14 protein-coding genes are annotated in these 17810 nt (G+C 61.9%); 7 read left to right on the top strand and 7 right to left on the bottom strand.

The window, feature by feature from the left end:
• Positions 1-9: 9 nt before the first annotated feature.
• The 5 genes from VJ698_RS24070 to VJ698_RS24090 form a co-directional block, all read right to left on the bottom strand.
• On the bottom strand, positions 10-1008 hold the full coding sequence (locus VJ698_RS24070) for a hypothetical protein (RefSeq protein ID WP_324105361.1): 999 nt from the start codon (positions 1006-1008) through the stop codon (positions 10-12).
• Positions 1009-1559: 551 nt separating this feature from the next.
• The gene (rpoD, locus tag VJ698_RS24075; RefSeq protein WP_324105362.1) at positions 1560-3452 is read right to left on the bottom strand and encodes an RNA polymerase sigma factor RpoD; all 1893 of its coding nucleotides are present in this window, start codon (positions 3450-3452) and stop codon (positions 1560-1562) included.
• 196 nt (positions 3453-3648) lie between these two features.
• Positions 3649-4563: a diguanylate cyclase domain-containing protein gene (locus tag VJ698_RS24080; protein WP_324105363.1), complete on the bottom strand. Its 915-nt coding sequence runs from the start codon at positions 4561-4563 to the stop codon at positions 3649-3651.
• A 225-nt stretch (positions 4564-4788) separates the two neighbouring features.
• Entirely contained in the window at positions 4789-8100 is a 3312-nt protein-coding gene (locus VJ698_RS24085; protein WP_324105364.1) for a PAS domain S-box protein, read from the bottom strand.
• A 166-nt stretch (positions 8101-8266) separates the two neighbouring features.
• Positions 8267-8572, bottom strand: coding sequence for a hypothetical protein (locus VJ698_RS24090; RefSeq protein WP_324105365.1), 306 nt, complete (start codon positions 8570-8572; stop codon positions 8267-8269).
• Here VJ698_RS24090 and VJ698_RS24095 point away from each other — a divergent pair.
• Both VJ698_RS24095 and ppsA read left to right on the top strand, forming a co-directional pair.
• On the top strand, positions 8571-8927 hold the full coding sequence (locus tag VJ698_RS24095; RefSeq protein ID WP_324105366.1) for an Hsp20/alpha crystallin family protein: 357 nt from the start codon (positions 8571-8573) through the stop codon (positions 8925-8927). The two genes, VJ698_RS24090 and VJ698_RS24095, sit on opposite strands and share 2 nt — an antisense overlap.
• Before the next feature lie 70 nt (positions 8928-8997).
• A complete protein-coding gene (gene ppsA, locus VJ698_RS24100; RefSeq protein WP_324105367.1) occupies positions 8998-11427 on the top strand; it encodes a phosphoenolpyruvate synthase in 2430 nt (809 codons plus the stop codon).
• A 199-nt stretch (positions 11428-11626) separates the two neighbouring features.
• Here the strand turns inward: ppsA and VJ698_RS24105 are convergent, their stop codons facing one another.
• Positions 11627-12016 carry a CBS domain-containing protein gene (locus VJ698_RS24105; RefSeq protein WP_324105368.1) on the bottom strand — a complete coding sequence of 130 codons (390 nt, stop codon included), beginning with the start codon at positions 12014-12016 and terminating at the stop codon, positions 11627-11629.
• 360 nt (positions 12017-12376) lie between these two features.
• Here VJ698_RS24105 and VJ698_RS24110 point away from each other — a divergent pair, with 360 nt between their 5' ends.
• The 5 genes from VJ698_RS24110 to VJ698_RS24130 are packed head-to-tail and all read left to right on the top strand — an operon-like array spanning position 12377 to position 16919.
• On the top strand, positions 12377-13525 hold the full coding sequence (locus VJ698_RS24110; RefSeq protein WP_324105369.1) for a 4Fe-4S dicluster domain-containing protein: 1149 nt from the start codon (positions 12377-12379) through the stop codon (positions 13523-13525).
• Positions 13522-14352 carry an FAD/NAD(P)-binding protein gene (locus tag VJ698_RS24115; RefSeq protein WP_324105370.1) on the top strand — a complete coding sequence of 277 codons (831 nt, stop codon included), beginning with the start codon at positions 13522-13524 and terminating at the stop codon, positions 14350-14352. Before VJ698_RS24110 ends, VJ698_RS24115 begins: the two co-directional genes overlap by 4 nt.
• Positions 14352-15149 carry a sulfhydrogenase subunit delta gene (locus VJ698_RS24120; protein WP_324105371.1) on the top strand — a complete coding sequence of 266 codons (798 nt, stop codon included), beginning with the start codon at positions 14352-14354 and terminating at the stop codon, positions 15147-15149. Before VJ698_RS24115 ends, VJ698_RS24120 begins: the two co-directional genes overlap by 1 nt.
• Positions 15142-16440 carry a Ni/Fe hydrogenase subunit alpha gene (locus tag VJ698_RS24125; protein ID WP_324105372.1) on the top strand — a complete coding sequence of 433 codons (1299 nt, stop codon included), beginning with the start codon at positions 15142-15144 and terminating at the stop codon, positions 16438-16440. Before VJ698_RS24120 ends, VJ698_RS24125 begins: the two co-directional genes overlap by 8 nt.
• Positions 16437-16919: a hydrogenase maturation protease gene (locus VJ698_RS24130; protein WP_324105373.1), complete on the top strand. Its 483-nt coding sequence runs from the start codon at positions 16437-16439 to the stop codon at positions 16917-16919. Before VJ698_RS24125 ends, VJ698_RS24130 begins: the two co-directional genes overlap by 4 nt.
• A gap of 192 nt (positions 16920-17111) precedes the next feature.
• Here VJ698_RS24130 and VJ698_RS24135 read toward each other — a convergent pair whose 3' ends face one another.
• The gene (locus VJ698_RS24135; protein WP_324105374.1) at positions 17112-17573 is read right to left on the bottom strand and encodes a CBS domain-containing protein; all 462 of its coding nucleotides are present in this window, start codon (positions 17571-17573) and stop codon (positions 17112-17114) included.
• Positions 17574-17810: the final 237 nt, after the last annotated feature.

Below are 17810 nucleotides of genomic sequence, written 5' to 3' on the forward strand. Positions count from 1 at the left end.
TCATAGCGGTCAGAAAGGCGACATCAGCATGCTGCCGCCGCCGTCCTCATATCCCTTGGCATGGTGGCGCGGCGTGGCGACGAAGCCGTGACGATGGCCGTCGGCATCGAGATAATCCCCCACGACCACCCCCTTGCTGTTGATGCCGAATACTTCGGTGTTCGTCGCGCCGGGATAATCGATGGTGAGGTAGTTGCCCTTGGCCAGCACAAAGCCGTGCATCACGCCGGCTTCGAGGTAGGTGCCGGCGATCTGCCCGCGACGGTTGATGCCGTAAGGCGTTGTCGAATCCGCACCGGGCCGGTCGATGTTGGTGATGCCGCCGCCGCTGGACAGATAGCCATGATGTTGCGTATTGCTGCTGATGTACTCGCCGACGACCTCTTCCGCATGATTGATGCCGTAAGCATAGGTTGAGATGGAGCCGGGAACGTCGATGGTCGTGAAGTTGCCCTGCTTGAGCATGAAACTGTGAATGTCGGAAATGCGCGTGGAGATGTAGGTGCCGATGATCGTGCCTGCATCGGTGATCCCGTTGGCGGACGAAACATAGATATAGGGCTCGGGCTGGGCGAGGGTGGTGTAGGTGCCGCCTTCGAGCAGGAAGGCGTAGTTGAAGCCGTGTCCGACGCGATAGCCACCTGCGATCACGCCCTTGTTGTTGATGTCGTAAGCGGTCTCCGCAATGTCGGGATCATCGCCGGGCGCAGGCGGGTACTGGATCGTCGTGAACTGCCCGTTCTCCAGCAGGAATCCGTGGTTGATGGAGAACTGCCCCGGCAGCTGGGGATGGAAGAAGCGGCCGACAATCGCGCCGGCGTCATTGATGCCATAGGCGGCAGTGCCGAGCGCATCCGGAACATCGATGGTCCTGAAGCTGTACTTCGCCTCGTGGGGCGGATGGAGCGGGGTGGCAGGTGGCTGGGGTGTGCCGTTCGCCATGGCCACCGGTGCAAGGCATGCCGTGAAACAGAGTGTCGCGGCACAATGGGCAAGGTTTTTTCTCACTGCAGGCTCCTTCGCAAAAGATGCACGATTGGAAAAGATGCAACGACGCGAATCGTTGCTGCCTCCGGCACTTCACCTGCCTTCTGTTCTCCCTGGCAGAAAACCGGGGAAACAGGAATGACTGATGGCGATGAAGGAGCGCGCCTCTGCAGGGCGCGTGGTCGGTTACTGGGAATGCGAAGCCGTGAGCACGGAATCGATGACGCGGACGTGGGATAGGGCGGGAAGGCGCGGGGTTCCCGCTTTGGAGGTGCGTTAAATGATGCCGGCGTTGTATTGACGCCGGATCAACCTGCTTGCAGGCCTGCTACGCAAAGGCTGCACGAAGGTAATGTCGTTCAGTCAACAGGCGGTTTTTGCGTCGGCGTTCGCGAAAAGTCGATACGTCAGGCGCAGGTCCTTGCAAGACCTTGAATTGCTTGCAGGCGGGAAGCAAAAGTTGAAGCCAGGCGTAGCGCCAGGATGGGGGATTCAGCGTCTTTCCATCCCGGTACGGCTGTCAATCCCGCGTCCGCAGAAATGACAGCCTGCCGCGCCTTCACCTGACTGCTTCAATCCGCTTCCAGGAAACTCCGCAGCTTGTCCGCACGGGATGGATGACGCAGCTTGCTCATCGCCGTTGCCTCGATCTGCCGCACGCGTTCGCGCGAGGCATCGAGCTGCTTGCCGACTTCTTCCAGCGTATGGTCGCGCGAGGTATCGAGGCCGTAACGCATGCGCAGGACTTTCGCTTCGCGCGGCGTGAGCGAATCGAGCATGTCCTTGATGATGGCGCGCATCGATGCCTGCACGGCGGCGTCTTCCGGCGCCTGGGCGTGGATGTCCTCGACCATGTCGCCGAGTTCCATGTCGCCTTCTTCGCCGACCGGCACGTCGAGCGATATCGGCTCCCTCACCACTTTCAGGATCTCGCGTACCTTGGCTTCCGGCAGCTTCATCTTGACCGCCAGCGTTGCCGGATCGGGAACGACGCCGGTTGCGCTGCGGATTTCGCGCGAGATGCGGTTGAGCTTGTTCACCATCTCCATCATGTGCACCGGCACGCGGATGGTACGGCCTGTATCGGCCACCGAGCGCATGATGCCCTGGCGGATCCACCATGTCGCATAGGTGGAGAACTTGAAGCCACGCCGGTATTCGAATTTGTCGACCGCTTTCATCAGGCCGATATTGCCCTCCTGGATCAGGTCGAGGAAGGGCAGGCCGCGATTGACATACTTCTTCGCGATCGACACCACCAGCCGCAGGTTCGCCTCGATCATCTCGTTCTTGGCGCGACGCACGCGTGACTCCGCATCCGTCATGCGCCGGTAGAGCCCGCGCAGATCGGCCAGCGGAATCGCCACATGCTGCTGGATGTCCAGCAGGTTCTGCTGCTGTTCCTTCACCACGGCCGCATAGCGAGTGAGCCTTGTGCTGTAGGCATGCCCGGCCGCCGCTTCATCATCGACCCACTGCAGGTTGGTGGCATTGGATGGAAACACCGAAATGAACTGCGCGCGCGGCATGCCGCACTTGTTGATCGCGACTTCCATGATCGCCTTTTCGCTGCGGCGCATGCGTTCCACCTGCTCGCGCAGGGAACCCGACAGCAGGTCAATGGCCTTGGGCGCGAGGCGCAGGGTGGACAGTTCATGCGTGATGGTTTCCTGCGCCCGAAGATAGGGGCGTGAACCGTAGCCGCGTTTCACCTGCGCCTTGTCCAGCGCATCCAGGGCGTCGCCAATGCGGGCGAATGCCGCGAGCGCGTGCAACTTCAGATGCTGCAACTGGCGGGGCGACATGCCCGACGCGGTGTTTTCCTCGTCCGCCGCTTCCTCTTCGTCGTCCAGGCTTGCCAGTGCATCCGCATCGTCCACGTCTGCATCGGCAGCGGCATCCTCCACGGCAGCATGCGGTTCGCTGATGCCGCTCACGAAGTCGCCGATCTTCATCTCGTCCTTCGCGATCCGGTCTGCTGCGGCGAGGACCTCGCGGATGACCGCAGGGCAGGCCGACATCGCGTGAACCATGTCTTTCAGGCCATCCTCGATGCGGCGGGCAATCTCGATTTCCTTCTGCTTTGTGAGCAGGCGCGCGGTGCCCATGCGGCTCATGTAGAGACGCAGGGGATCGGTGCTGCGGCCGAAATCGGAGTCGTTGGTCGAGGACAGGGCGGCCTCGATCGCCGCCTCGGCTTCCTCGTCGGCCGGGCTGACGGTCGCGCTGTCGGACCACAGCAGGGTTTCGGCGTCCGGGGCTTGCTCATAGACGGCAATGCCAAGGTCGGTCAGGCCGGCGGTGACGCCTTCAAGCGCGTCCGTTTCGGCAAGGCTTTCCGGCAGGTGGTCGATGATTTCAGCGTGCGTGAGATAGCCGCGCTGCTTGCCCAGGTCCAGCAGGGCCTTGAAGTCTTCGCGGTAACGCTCGCGTGCGATGTCGGATGTGTCGGTTCTGGAAGTCACTGCTGCTTGTTACTCCTGCGAAAAATGCGGTTCGTCCGGGTCATTGATCGTGGATGCGCATGATGCGTCGCATAGCAGCCGGAAGAGCCAAAAAGACAACTGGAAGTGTGTTATCCCTGTGTGCGATATGGGGATCAAGCCGGAATTTTCGAGGCCTTTGTCCGAAAAATCGAGAGCAGCAGAATCGCCGCCGCTTTCAGATGGAGCGGTAAAAACGGAAGGCATGCCCGCCTTGCCGTTTTGCTTCCTGCATGGCCTGATCGGCGCGACCGAGCAAGGTCTTCGCATCTGCGCCGTCGTCCGGATAGACTGAGACGCCGATGCTCGCGCCGAGTTCGATTTTGCGCCCATCGAGCATGGCGGGGCGGGCTACCGCCTCCATCAGCGCGGCTGACAGTGCCGCCACGGCATCCCTGTCTTGTATTTCCGTCAGCACGACGGTGAATGCGTTGCCGCCAAAACGCGCCACCGTGTCTTGCCTGTGCACGGCAGCGCGCAGGCGCTCGGCGACGATGGCCAGCAGGTGGTCGCCCGCACGGTGGCCCAACTGCTCGTTGACCGATGCAAATCCGTCAAGGTCAAGAAACAGTACCGCCAGCATCTGGTGCGCGCGCTCCGCATGTGCCACGACGAGTTGCAGGATGCTGAGGAAGAACAGGCGGTTCGGCAGTCCTGTCAATGCGTCGTGGTAGGCCAGGTAATGATCGGTATCGTCGCCTTTCTTCCTCGCGCCGGTTTCGTGCTGGATGGCGATGAAGTGGCTCACCACACCGTCCTCGTTGAAGAGCGGCGCAATCACTTCATCCACGGTATAGGAAGAGCCGTCCTTGCGGCGCTCGACGACTTCGCCTTGCCAGACATGGCCTGCGAGAATGGTCTCCCAGAGCCGCGTATAAAAGGCCTTGTCCTGCATGCCGGCATGCAGGATCGCGGGTGTGCGGCCGATCAATTCCTGCGGGGAATAGGCGCTCATCCTGCTGAAGGCGGCATTGACCCAGACGATGCGGCCTGCTTCATCGGTGATGAATATGGCATTGGCGACAGTATCGAAGATTCTTGCCAGGCTTGCATGGCTGACACTGCGCAGATCGGCGTCGAAGGAACGGTTCATCACCAGTGCAGTTGCAATGGGAAAATGCTGCACGCAGCACAAGACTGCGCCGGTGCGCAGAACGTCATGTCGGAGGGGAAACGGTCACGCGGCGAATGCCACGCCTTAATGATCTCGTAAAATGCGAGGCGGCAGACCCGGTTCATGAAGAACTGCACTATTACATCGAGTGCCTGACACTTGGTGTACGCGCCACGTCTTCCCCCGAGCTGCCGCACTTTCAATTTAGTGCGCGGGCCGAAGTCTGCTTTGAGAAAGATCAATGGGCAAGCCTGCCAGCAGGTAGCGCCCGCATTCCTCGACCGGCAGCGGCGGGTAGAGCAGGAAGCCCTGCACATCGTCGCAATGCTGGTCCATCACGAACTTCAGCTGCTCCGGCGTCTCCACGCCCTCCGCGACGACCCGCATGCCGAGGCTGTGGCCCATGGCGACGATGGCACTGGCAATTGCCTTGTCGCCGGAATCGCCCGGAATGCCATGGATGAAGGAACGGTCGATCTTCAGAATGTCCCCCGGCAGGTGTTTCAGCGAATTGAGCGACGAATAGCCGGTGCCGAAATCATCGATCACGATCTTCAGCCCCAATGCCTTCAGTTCCTTCAGCGCCTCCACCGTATGCGGCTCGGTCTGCAGGGCGGATTCCGTGACCTCGAGGTCGAGGCGGATATCGCCGTCGAGCCGATGCGCGTGCAGTTTGTTGCGTATTTCTTCGATCAGCTGTGGACGCTTGATCTGGCGCACCGACAGGTTGATGGCGAGACGGACGGGCGCTGCGCCCGCCGTGCGCCAGCGCCGCATCTGTGCGCAGGCCGTATCGAACACCCAGTCACCGATCGATTCGATCAGGTCGGTTTCCTCGGCGATCGGAATGAAGCGCGAAGGCGCTTGCTGCCCGTGCTGCGGGCGGTTCCAGCGTATCAGCGCTTCGACGCCGACGATGCATCCGGTGGCGAGGCAGACTTGCGGCTGATAGAGCAGCTCCAGCTCATTCATCGTGAGCGCCTTGCGCAGGTCGCGATCGATCAAGAGCGTCTCGGTGGCGGTGCGCGTCATTTCGGGCGAATAGAATTCGTAGCCATTGCGTCCCTTGTCCTTGGCGCCGTACAAGGCCATGTCGGCGGACTTGGACAGCGTCTCGGGGTCGAGTGCGTCATCCGGATAGATGCTGATGCCCACGCTGGTGGATATCGTGAGCAGCTGGTTGGATAGTTCCAGCGGTTGGGCGACGAGCCGGGTAAGTTTCTGCGCGAGCATCGCCGCATCCTCGATATCGTCCAGCTGCGGCAGGATGATGGCGAACTCGTCGCCACCGAGCCGCGCGACGGTGTCTTCCTCGCGGATCGCGACCTGCAGGCGCGCCGCCACGATCTGCAGGAGCTGGTCTCCGGCGGCGTGGCCCAGCGTGTCGTTGATCAGCTTGAAGCGGTCGAGGTCGAGCAGGAGCAATGCCGCGCGCGTGCGGTGGCGCCGGGCATGCGCCAGCGCCTGCGAAATCCGGTCGTTGAACAGCAGCCGGTTCGGCAGGCCGGTGAGCGGATCGTGGTAGGCCAGCCGCGTCAGCTTGTCCTCGGTCGCCTTGATGGTCGTGATGTCCGAGAAAACCGAAATGTAATCGGTGATGCGGCCGCTGTCGTCGCGGACCGCGGTGATGGTTTCCCATGCGGGGAACAGTTCACCCGACTTGCGGCGGTCCCAGATCTCGCCCTGCCAGACGCCGGTTTCGTCAAGGCTGGCCCAGAGGTTGCGGTAGAACGTGTCGTCCTGCCGGTCCGATTTCAGCAGGCGCGGATTCTTCCCGATCACTTCCTCCGGCTGGTAGCCGGTGATGCGCGTGAAGGATTTGTTCACCGCGACGATCGTGCCGCCCGCATCGGTGATGAGGATGGCATCACTGGTGTGCTCGAACACGGTGGCCGCCTGGCGCAGTTTCTTCTGCGCTTCCGCCAGCTCGGTCATGTCGAACAGCGTGGCGCGGCTGCTGGCAACGTCGCCGCTGATATCGAATGCAATGGAGGTGCTGAGCATGACCGGCAGGATGCTGCCGTCCTTGCGGATGAATTCCAGCTCAAGCTCGCGCACCTTGCCCGGATCAATGAACTTCGGGAAGTTCTCGCTGAATTTTTTCCTGCTCTCCTCGGTGAGCATCTCGGTGATCCTTTTCCTGCCGACCAGCTCCTCGGCCGTATAGCCAGTCCAGTCGAGCTCGGTCTTGTTGACCTGTACATAGACGCCGTTCGCGTCGAGTGTGTGATAGCCGCAGGGCGCGTGGTCATACAGGTCCTGCAGCTCTTCGGCGTAGCGCTCCAGTTCCCGCTGGATGTGGATGCGTTCGCTGATGTCGCGCACGACCGCCATCCAGCGCCCATCGGGCAGGATGCGCGCGTTGATCTCGACGGGGATGAACACGCCGGCCTTGTTGCGCAATTCCCAATTCGCGACCTGGGCATGTTCGCTGTTCTGCAGGAAGTACTCCCTGGCTTCAGCCAGGCGTTGCTTGTCCTTTTCGGGAATCAAGTCGCCAATGCGTTTTCCGACGAGCTCGTCGCGGTTGTAGCCGAGCATGCGACAGGCGCTCATGTTGACGTCGGTGTACCGGCCCTCCGTGTTGGCAATGAAGATGCCGTCAGCGGCGTTGTCGAACAGTTGCCGGAACAGCCTTTCGCTTTCCTCGAGCGCGTGTTCGGCCTGCTTGCGCAGGCTGACGTCCTGGACCATGCCGACGATGGTCAGCGGTTGCCCTGTCGCATCGCGGCTGAAGATGTCGCCGCTTCCCAGCACCAGGCGTTCGTGCCCATCTTTCGTGCGGACGCGGAATTCGACGTGGTAGGGCTTCTGCTCGGTGCGCGCCACGCGCAGCACTTCCTCCAGCGCCGGCCTGTCGCCGGGATGTACCATGTCCAGAAAACGTGCAATGGGGCAGGGCGATTGCCCTGGCGGTAATCCGAAGAGCTGCAGCACTTCCGGCGAGGCGCTGACCTCGGCAGCCGCCAGGTCCCAGGTCCATGTACCGGAGAGGGAGGCGGCTTCGGTCTTCGCCAGGTTGGTCGCGATCCGGCCCAGCGACTCCTGCAGCGTGTGGCGCTCGCTGATGTTCTCGACGGCGGCCAGCAGGTAGCGCATGCCGCCTTCCCCGCTGTGCACAATGGAGAGGTTCAGGCTGCCCCACGCAATGGTGCCGTCCTTGCGGAGATAGCGCTTCTCCCATGTCACGGACGGCACCATGCCGTCAAAGACCTGCCTGCGCAATTCCTGGTCCCTCGACCGATCGTCGGGATGGGTGACGTCGAGGAAGCTGCGCTCCAGCAGTTCATTGCGCGTGTAGCCGAGCATGGCGCAGAGGTGCTGGTTGACTTCGAGGAAACGTCCTGTCTCGGAAAATTGTGCCAGGCCGATGGGCGTTTCGTTGAAGAAATTGCGGAAACGCTTTTCGCTCGCGCGCAGCATGGCCTCCGCCTGCTTGCTGCGTGCAAGGTCTTTTCTCAGGCGCTTGATCGCTTCCGTGAGGGAATCGATGCGCGCTTGGAGCGTGTTTTCCATAGGGGTGACGTCCCGGCTTGCTGTGTTGGACAATGGATTGGACGACAAATGCCAGTGTGCGATCCCCGGTCGGTTCTGCTTTGCGGAAAGATAAATGCCGCGTATTTATTCAGTGCAATCTGCAGCGGGCACGATGAGAGGCAAGGGGGCAAGCCCTGTCTTGTCTTCATGCAATCCGCACAACGCTGCATGGCACGCGAAGCACGATGCGGCCTGCAGCTTCCGGAATTGGATTGACCTCGGTCATAGCGAAGTAGAGTCCATTACCTATCATGAGTGCAGCAGAAGCATTGTGCTGCACTTCGTCGCGCGCGCATGCGCGGCTTGGCGCCGCAAAGCGTTGTTCAATTTCCGGACGCTTTTTCTTTATGGAGGCCACTATGGCAAATCTGACCCGTTTTGATCCGTTCAGCGACATGATGCGTTTCGACCCGCTGCGCAACATGGATGATTTCTTCAAGGAGTTTTCCATGATGCCTTCACTGCGCGGCATGGAAGCCGAGCCGCGCATTCGTGTGGATGTCGCCGAGACCGATCAGGCCTACCAGATCAAGGCCGATATTCCCGGCGTGAAGAAGGAAGACATCAAGGTCGCGATCGATGGCAACACGGTCTCCATCAGGGCGGAGACGAAAGAAGAAAAAGAAGAGAAGATGGAAGGCAACATGATGCGCAAGGAGCGCCACTACGGCGAGTGCTATCGCAGCTTTGCCCTGCCGCAGGACGTGGATGAGTCTAAGGCGGAAGCCAAATACCAGGATGGTGTGCTGAGCCTGACGCTGCCGAAAAAAGCCGGCGGCTCGACGAAGCAGATCACCATTCAGTAACACCGGCGTCCGGTAGCCGTCCGTGCAAGGGGCGGCCTGCCGGAATCCGATGAGCGCAACGGCAGGCAGCATGGCAACCGCTCACGCATCATTCGTCCGCTGGTTCGCCGAGCTCGGCATTGATGATGTGCCGCTGGTCGGCGGCAAGAACGCGTCGCTGGGCGAGATGGTTTGCGAACTGGCGCCGAAGGGCGTCAGGGTGCCGAACGGTTTCGCCATTACGGCGGAGGCGTATCGTCATGTCCTGGATCGCGCCAATGCCTGGCCTGCGCTGCACGAGGCGCTGGATGGCCTGAAAGCGGACGACGTCGAAGACCTTGCCCGCCGCGCCCGCCTTGCGCGTGAGATCGTCTATCGCGCCGCATTGCCGGAGGATCTGGCCGCTCAGATTACCGATGCCTATGCCGCGTTGAAAAAGGAATACGGCAGCGAACTTGCCGTCGCAGTGCGCAGCTCCGCCACCGCGGAAGACCTGCCGACGGCCAGCTTCGCCGGCCAGCATGAAACCTTTCTCAACATCGCCGGTGAGACGCGCCTGCTGGACGCGGTGCGCCACTGCTTCGCCAGCCTGTTCACCGACCGCGCGATCCGGTACCGGATCGACAACGGCTTCGACCATTTCAAGGTGTTCCTATCGGTCGGCGTCATGAAGATGGTGCGCTCGGACCTGTCGTCGAGCGGCGTCGCCTTTTCGCTCGATACCGAATCCGGCTTCCGCGATGTCGTCTTTATCACGGGTGCGTACGGGCTGGGTGAGAATGTGGTGCAGGGCACGGTCGATCCTGACGAGTTCTACGTCTTCAAGCCGACCCTCAAGTCTGGCCATCGCACCGTGCTGCGGCGCTCGCTCGGCGCGAAGAAGATCCGCATGGTGTACGCGAGCACGGCGGGCCGCGAAACCACGCGCAACGTGCCGACGCCGAAGGATGAACGGCGCCGCTTCTGCATTAGCGATGAGGAAGTCCTGCAGCTGGCTGCCTCCGTCATCACCGTCGAAGAGCATTACAGCGCGAAGGCCGGGCATCCGGTGCCGATGGATGTCGAATGGGCCAAGGACGGCGTCGATGGCAAGTTGTACATCGTGCAGGCGCGGCCGGAAACCGTCGCCTCGCGCAAGGCCGAGGGCATGCTCGAGGAATATGTTCTCGAGAAAAAGGGGACGGTGCTGGCTGCGGGACGTGCGGTGGGCGGCAAAGTCGCGGCCGGCGCGGCGCGCGTGATCACGGATGTGTCGCAGCTCAACGCATTCCGTCCCGGCGAAGTGCTGGTGGCCGACACCACCACGCCGGACTGGGGAACGGTCATGAAAACCGCCGCCGCGGTCGTCACCAACCGCGGCGGCCGTACCTGCCATGCAGCGATCGTCGCGCGCGAGATCGGCATTCCCGCCGTGGTCGGCTGTGATGACGCGACAGAACGCATCCGTAGCGGCGAGGACGTGACAGTGTCTTGCGCAGAAGGTGATATTGGCCATGTCTATGCGGGCAAGATCCCGTTCCGCACCATACGCACCGACCTTTCCTCACTGCCGCGCCCGCGCACGCACCTGATGGTCAATCTCGGCAACCCGGATGTCGCTTTCCAGACCAGTTTTCTTCCGGTGGATGGCGTAGGACTGGCGCGGATGGAGTTCATCGTCGCCGAGCACATCCGCGTGCATCCGATGGCGCTGGTGCATCCGGAACGCATCGACGATCCGGCGGTGCGCGAGGAGATCGCACTGCTCACGCGCGACTTTGCGCGTCCGGCCGACTACTTCGTGCGCCAGCTCTCCGAAGGTGTCGGCACCATCGCTGCAGCCTTTTATCCGCGGCCGGTGATCGTACGCATGTCCGATTTCAAGACCAACGAATATGCCAGCCTGACCGGCGGGCGCTGGTTCGAACCGCAGGAAGCGAATCCGATGATCGGTTTTCGCGGCGCCGCGCGCTACGCGCATCCGAACTATGCCGAGGGCTTCGCGCTGGAATGCGAAGCGATGAAGCGCGTACGTGACACCATGGGCTTGACCAACGTGAAGCTGATGATTCCGTTCTGCCGGCGCATACAGGAAGCGGAAACCGTGCTGGATGCGATGGCGCGCCAGGGCCTGCGGCGCGGCGAGAATGGGCTGGAAATCTACGTCATGTGCGAGATACCGAACAACGTGCTGCAGATCGACGCCTTCGCCCGCCTGTTCGACGGCTTCTCGATCGGTTCAAACGACCTCACCCAGCTCGTGCTCGGTGTGGATCGCGATTCGGAGATCGTCGCCTTCGATTTCGACGAGCGCGACGCCGGTGTAAAGGAAATGATCCGGCAGACGGTGGAAGGCGCGCGCCGCAACGGCCGCCACTCCGGCATCTGCGGACAGGCCCCGTCCGACTACCCCGACATCGCCGAATACCTCGTCGAGATCGATATCGACTCCATCAGCCTGAATCCGGACACGGTGCTCAAGACCTTGCGGAATGTGCTGGAAGTGGAGAAGCGGCTTGGGAGGAACGCTGGAGGGAAGTAGGAGGTCGTTGATAGACTGAAAAACCTTGTTCACGGAAAACACAGAAAACACGGAAAAGAGGTTCAAAAGTTTCCGTGCTTTCAGTGTTTTCCGTGAACATTCAAACGGGCCTGAGCACCGCGGAAATGCCCGTCAACACATGTGGTGCAACATCGACGGGGTGAGTCGCAGCCTAATGGCTTAACTTTGTTATAACGGCTCAGGGCTTTCCTTTGTCGAGGAAGAGCCGTACGAAGTCGAGCGAGGACACAATCCCGACCATTGATGCCTTGTCCTTGACCACCACGTGATGAACCTTGTGGCTGAGCATCGTCTCTGCCACTTCCGCCAGCGTCGCACTGGCTGGCACTTCGATTGGCCGGTAGGTGCAGATTTCCCAGGCCTTCACGGATCTCGGATCTTTGCCTGAAGCATGGAAGCGCAGCAGGTCGGTGGAGGTGACAATGCCGACCACCGTGCCGGTATCGTCATAAATCGGCGCCGAAGAAACCTGGTGCGACTGCATCATCGCTTCCACTACCTCCACCGTGTCGTCCATGTCCGCCGGACTGAGGACGCGATGCATGATCGAGGAAACGGTATTGCCCATGATTATCGCCTGAAGTAAGTCACGGCCGCCCGCCATGCAAATGGAGTGCGGCAATAAGACCATACGCGCGGTGCGCAGCATTGTCTTGAGCTGGTTCAAAGACAAAGGCGTTGTCCACGGAAAACACGGAAGACACGGAAACGATTCGGAACTTTCCGTGTTTTTCGTGTTTTCCGTGGACATGGTTTTTAGACGATCCCCGTATATCGGCGACCCTGCAAGAGACAAGCACAATGTTTGCGGTGCAATTCAGCCGCATTTGATCTCGCTCCATGATGGGCCCTGGCTGCCTGCGGTAAGGTAACCTGCAGGCGGTCGCTATTGACCGGCGGTTAACCTTGGAGTGTGCCGAACGCCAACATGGACACCACGCAAACCGGCCCGTATCGCACTTCGCCATCTTTGCGATCTTTCATGCCCCGCGTGCTATTGCAGGCATTGATCGATGCGCTGAACGACGCCGGTTTCCGCTGCGTCGGCCCGAAGGTCAGGGACGGGGCTATCGTGTACGAGACGCTGCGCGATGTGTCGGAACTGCCTGCAGGCATGCAGGATGTACAGGAGCCGGGCCGGTATCGCATCGAATCGACAGGTACGCCGCGCATGTTTGCGTGGGCCAACGGCCCGCAGGCCCTCAAGCCCTTGCTGTTCGCGCCAAGTGAAGTGTTGTGGTACGCGCGGCGTCAGGCTGACGGCAGCCTTGCTTTCGAGGCCGACTTGCCGCAAGAAAAGCCGCTCGCGGTGTTCGGCGTGCGCGCCTGCGATCTTGCCGCGTTGGCAATCCAGGACCAGCACTTCACGCAGCAGGCGCACGGCGCCTGTACCGATCCGTACTACGCCAAACGCCGCGAGGAAATGTTCCTCATCGCGGTGAACTGCACCCATCCGGCATCAACCTGTTTCTGCGCTTCGACCGGCGATGGGCCACGCGCACAGCAGGGCTTCGACATGGCGCTCGACGAACGGGACGACGGCTTCCTGGTGACCTGCGGCAGCGAACGCGCGCGCGCGATCCTCGACAGAATGGGGCTGGTGCAGGCCTCAGGCGAACAGATTGACGAGGCCATGCGCGCCACGGACGACGCAACTCAGCGGATGACCCGCAGCCTGCCCGGTCGCAACCTGCGCGATGCGCTGTTCGCCCGGCTCGACCATCCTCGCTGGGAGGAAGTAGCAGAGCGCTGCCTGTCCTGCGGCAACTGCACCTCGGTCTGCCCGACCTGCTTTTGCCACAGCGAACACGATCTGCAGCAGATCGACGGCATGCAATCGCAGCATGTGCGCGAATGGGATTCCTGTTTCACGCGCGGCCATAGCCAGATCCACGGGCTCACCGTGCGTCCCGACACGCGCACCCGTTACCGTCAGTGGCTGACGCACAAGCTCGGCAGCTGGCATGACCAGTTCGGGCGCAGCGGCTGCGTTGGCTGTGGCCGCTGCATCACCTGGTGCCCGGTGGGCATCGACATCACCGAGGAAGCGACGGTGATCTGCCGGGAGCAGCCATGAACCCCTATCTGCCGGCCGAGGCGGAAGTGGTCGAACGCGTGCAGGAATCGCCGACGATCTTTACCTTGAACCTGCGCCTTTGCGATCCGGCCGTGCGCAGCGCCTACAGCTTCGCACCTGGGCAGTTCAACATGCTTTACCTGCACGGCGTCGGCGAGGTGCCGATTTCCATCGTCTCCGATCCGCACGATCCGAGTCTGCTCGGCCATACCATCCGCGTGGTCGGCCGTGTCACGCGCGGCCTGGCGGAACTCAAGACGGGCGACCATATCGGCCTGCGCGGTCCATACGGACGCGGCTGGCCGCTGCAGGAAGTGCCGGGGCACGACGTCCTGATCGTCACCGGCGGGCTGGGCTGCGCGCCGGTCGTCTCGGTGATCAACTACGTGATCATGCGGCGCACCCTGTTCGGCAAGCTCACCATCATCCAGGGTGTGAAGCGTGCGGAAGACCTGCTGTGGCGCGAACGCTATGCCTACTGGAGCACCTTGCCCGAGACGCAGGTGCTGTTGTCCGCCGACCATGGCGGGACGGTATGGCCCTGGCATGTCGGCCGCGTCACCGAAGTGTTCCGCGATGCCGCAATTGCCGCCGAACGAACCTTCGTCATGATGTGCGGCCCGGAAGCGATGATGCACGCCAGCGTGCGCGACCTGACCGGACGCGGCGTCGCGGAGGATCATATCTACGTCAACATGGAGCGCAACATGCAGTGCGCAGTCGGCCATTGCGGCCATTGTCAGTATGGCGGTCTGTTCGTCTGCCGGCAGGGGCCGGTGTTTGCCTATCCCGAAGTCAAGGCCTTGTTCGGCGTGAAGGGGTTCTGATGTCTGCCGCACCACAAGCCAAACCTCGCATCGCGGTCCACAAGTTCACCTCCTGCGACGGCTGCCAGCTCGCCTTCCTCAATCTCGGCGAAACACTGGTGCAGCTCGCGGAGATGGCGGACATCGTGCATTTCGCCGAGGCCGGGCCGATCGCGCCCGGGCAGCACGTCGATGTCGCGTTCGTCGAAGGCAGCATCACGACGCCGCATGAGCTCGAACGCGTGCGCCAGGTGCGCGAGAACTGCACCTGGCTGGTCACCATCGGCGCCTGCGCTACAGCCGGCGGCTTGCAGGCCTTGCGCGGGCTTGCCGATGCGCGCACCTGGATATCGGAAATCTACGCCAGCCCGGAATACATCGATTCACTCGCGACCTCGACGCCGATTGCCGATCATGTCAAGGTCGACCTGGAACTGTGGGGCTGCCCGGTGAACAGCCGGCAGGTGCTGGGCGCGCTGCGGGCACTGATGTCGGGCGTGATGCCCGCCGAGGAGGAAGACAAGGTCTGCCTCGAATGCAAGCGGCGCCAGAATATCTGCGTGGTGGTGGCGCGCGACCTGCCGTGCATGGGACCCGTCACGCGCACCGGATGCGGCGCACTCTGTCCATCCTTCGGACGAGACTGCTACGGCTGCTACGGCCCCGCGGAAAACGTCAACACACGCTCGTTGTCGCGTCGGCTGGCGGGGCTGGGGCTGGTCCGCGAAGAGATTGCGCGGCGCTATTTGTCCATCAACAACGGCGCTCCGGCATTCCGCCGCGCCGGTACGGCGCTGGAGGATCCGGGCGATGGCTGAGGGGCGCACCGCGAGCATACGCGTGCCGCTGCTCGCGCGGGTGGAAGGCGAGGGCGCGCTCGAAATGGAAATCCGCGAAGGCCGGCTGGAAGAACTCAGGCTGCGTATCTTCGAACCGCCGCGCCTGTTCGAAAAATTCCTCGAAGGGCGGAGCTGGCATGAAGTGCCTGACCTTGTCGCACGCATCTGCGGCATCTGCCCGGTGGCCTACCAGATGAGCGCGGTGCATGCGCTCGAAGGGATTTTCGGCATCGATCCCGGGCCATGGGTGCGCGCCATGCGCCGGCTCATGTATTGCGGCGAATGGATAGAGAGCCATTGCCTGCACATGATGCTGCTGGCCGCGCCTGATTTCCTCGGCTACGGCAGCGTCATCGAGATGGCGCGCGAGCATCCGCTCGAAGTGCGCCGCGGGCTGGCGCTGCAGGCGCTGGGGAACGACCTGATACGGCTGCTGGGCGCGCGCTCCGTGCATCCGGTCGGCGTGCGCGTCGGCGGTTTTTACAAGGCGCCGACGATGGAAGCCGTGGAGAGCCTGCGCGAACGCCTGCGCACCGCGCTGCCTGAAGCGCAGGCATTGATCATCTGGGCCGCGAGCCTGCCGGTGCCCGATGCTGAACAGCAGTTCCCCTGCGTGGCGATGCGGCATCCCGCCGAGTATCCGATGAATGAAGGGCGCATCGTGTCCGACCACGGCCTGGACATCGCGATCGACCAGGTCGACAAGCTGTTCACCGAGCGGCAAGTACCGTACTCGACGGCCTTGTTCAGCGAACTGGACGGCAAGCCCTATCTCGTCGGCCCGCTCGCGCGCATCAATCTGAACCAGGATTGCCTGCCGCGCATCGTGACGGAAGCCTTGGGCGCCACCACAGTCCGCTTTCCCAGCCATAACCTGTTCCACAGCGTTGTCGCCCGCGCAGCGGAAGTCTGCTATGCGATATGGGAGGCCTTGCGCATCCTCGATGCCTACGTCCTACCGGACGCGCCGTACGTCGATGTCGTGCCGCGCGCCGGTATCGGCTATGGCTGCACAGAAGCGCCGCGCGGAATGCTGTGGCATCGCTACGAGACCGGTGACGACGGCACAATGAGGACGGTGCGCATCGTACCGCCGACCAGCCAGAACCAGGGACGCATCGAGGACGACCTGAAGCAGACGCTGGAACGCTTCGGTCTGCATCGCAGCGACGCGGAATTGCGCCACATGGGCGAACGCGTGATCCGCAACTACGACCCGTGCATCTCCTGCTCGACGCACTTCCTCAAGCTCAAGGTGCGGCGGGTATGAACGCGATCAGGATCATTGGCATCGGCTCGCCCTTCGGCGCCGACTGCATCGCCTGGGACGCCGTCGATGCGCTGGAACAGAGCGGTACGCTGATACGCTTCCCGCGCCGCGTCGTCGAGACCTTCCGCTGCGGCTCGCCCGGCACCGGACTCCTGCCGCTGCTGACCGGCGTGCAGGCAGCCATCCTGATCGATGCCATCATCACCGGGGCGCCACCCGGCACGGTGCATAGGATCGATCCGGACGAACTCTACCTCGAAGCGCGGCAGATATCGTCGCACGATCTTGGCGTCGCCGAAACGCTGGCCCTCGCAAGAACGCTCGGCCTGCTACCCGAGAAGCTGGTGATTTACGGCATCGAGACAGGCAAAAAGGGAGAAGAAACCGAAGGCATGGCAGTCCTGATCAGCGCCATCGCAGACGAGATCGACAGCTATCTGCTGATTGCCGGATTGTCCACGGAAGATGAGGAAAGATAGACAAGGTTTCTTTCCGTGTTTTCTGTGTTTTCCGTGGACAATTCTGATCCCTGCAAATCGCTTGTGGCGGCAGAAACTGCCGCATGAAGTGGCGCTGCGTGAGGTCAAATTCTTTTGTCCACGGAAAACACAGAAAACACGGAAAGTTTAGAAGGATTTTCCGTTTCTTCCGTGGATGCAAAGACTCAGCGCCTATCCGCGTACCCGCATCTCGCGCTTGTGCGCGTTCGTGATGGCCTGCACGAAGCTGTGCATTTCTTCGGCGACGATTTCCAGCAGGTCGTCGAGCGTGACGATGCCAACCAGCACGCCGTCGTCCGTTGCCACCGGCAGGCGCCGGATACCGCGCTGACGCATGACGGTCAGCGCATCGTTGACGGAGTCGGCGGGTTTGGCGGTGACCGGGTCGGCGGTCATGATGTCCGCGACGCGCAGCGACTGCGGATCGAAATCACGCGCCACGGCGATGACGGCGATGTCGCGATCGGTCACGATGCCGGTCACGACTCGGCCGATCGGGGCTTCACGCACCACCACCAGACTGCCGACGTGCTGGTCGCGCATCAACTGCGCGGCTTCCTTCACGCTCATTTCTTCCGTGGCAAAAATCACAATCCGGTTGCAGATTTCGCCGATATCCATTTTCTCTCCCATGCTTTCCTCCATGCGTAAAGTCCAACTTGAAGTTTGTGCCCGGAGCGAGGGAGGGCGTTGAGATAACTCAACGGCGAGCGTACGGGCCGGCCGCGACGGCAAATCGTGCCGGAAATTGCCGGAAGTGCAAATGATGCATGCAGATACGGCAAGTCTATTGCCTGCAGCCCATGAAGAAGACGCCGGCAGGCCTTGATATTTCGCAGCCCACCCGTACTTGATTCATGTGCGGGCGGA

This window comes from Noviherbaspirillum sp. (assembly GCF_035254685.1).
GTDB lineage: Bacteria > Pseudomonadota > Gammaproteobacteria > Burkholderiales > Burkholderiaceae_D > Noviherbaspirillum.

Coding starts and splice junctions, on each gene's coding strand:
- ppsA (WP_324105367.1), top strand. CDS start 8,998: ATGGCAACCGCTCACGCATCATTCGTCCGCTGGTTCGCCGAGCTCGGC.
- VJ698_RS24135 (WP_324105374.1), bottom strand. CDS start 17,573: ATGGGAGAGAAAATGGATATCGGCGAAATCTGCAACCGGATTGTGATT.
- VJ698_RS24105 (WP_324105368.1), bottom strand. CDS start 12,016: ATGGGCAATACCGTTTCCTCGATCATGCATCGCGTCCTCAGTCCGGCG.
- VJ698_RS24085 (WP_324105364.1), bottom strand. CDS start 8,100: ATGGAAAACACGCTCCAAGCGCGCATCGATTCCCTCACGGAAGCGATC.
- VJ698_RS24095 (WP_324105366.1), top strand. CDS start 8,571: ATGATGCCTTCACTGCGCGGCATGGAAGCCGAGCCGCGCATTCGTGTG.
- VJ698_RS24130 (WP_324105373.1), top strand. CDS start 16,437: ATGAACGCGATCAGGATCATTGGCATCGGCTCGCCCTTCGGCGCCGAC.
- VJ698_RS24080 (WP_324105363.1), bottom strand. CDS start 4,563: ATGAACCGTTCCTTCGACGCCGATCTGCGCAGTGTCAGCCATGCAAGC.
- VJ698_RS24120 (WP_324105371.1), top strand. CDS start 14,352: ATGTCTGCCGCACCACAAGCCAAACCTCGCATCGCGGTCCACAAGTTC.
- VJ698_RS24090 (WP_324105365.1), bottom strand. CDS start 8,572: ATGGAAAACTCCTTGAAGAAATCATCCATGTTGCGCAGCGGGTCGAAA.
- VJ698_RS24125 (WP_324105372.1), top strand. CDS start 15,142: ATGGCTGAGGGGCGCACCGCGAGCATACGCGTGCCGCTGCTCGCGCGG.
- VJ698_RS24110 (WP_324105369.1), top strand. CDS start 12,377: ATGGACACCACGCAAACCGGCCCGTATCGCACTTCGCCATCTTTGCGA.
- VJ698_RS24115 (WP_324105370.1), top strand. CDS start 13,522: ATGAACCCCTATCTGCCGGCCGAGGCGGAAGTGGTCGAACGCGTGCAG.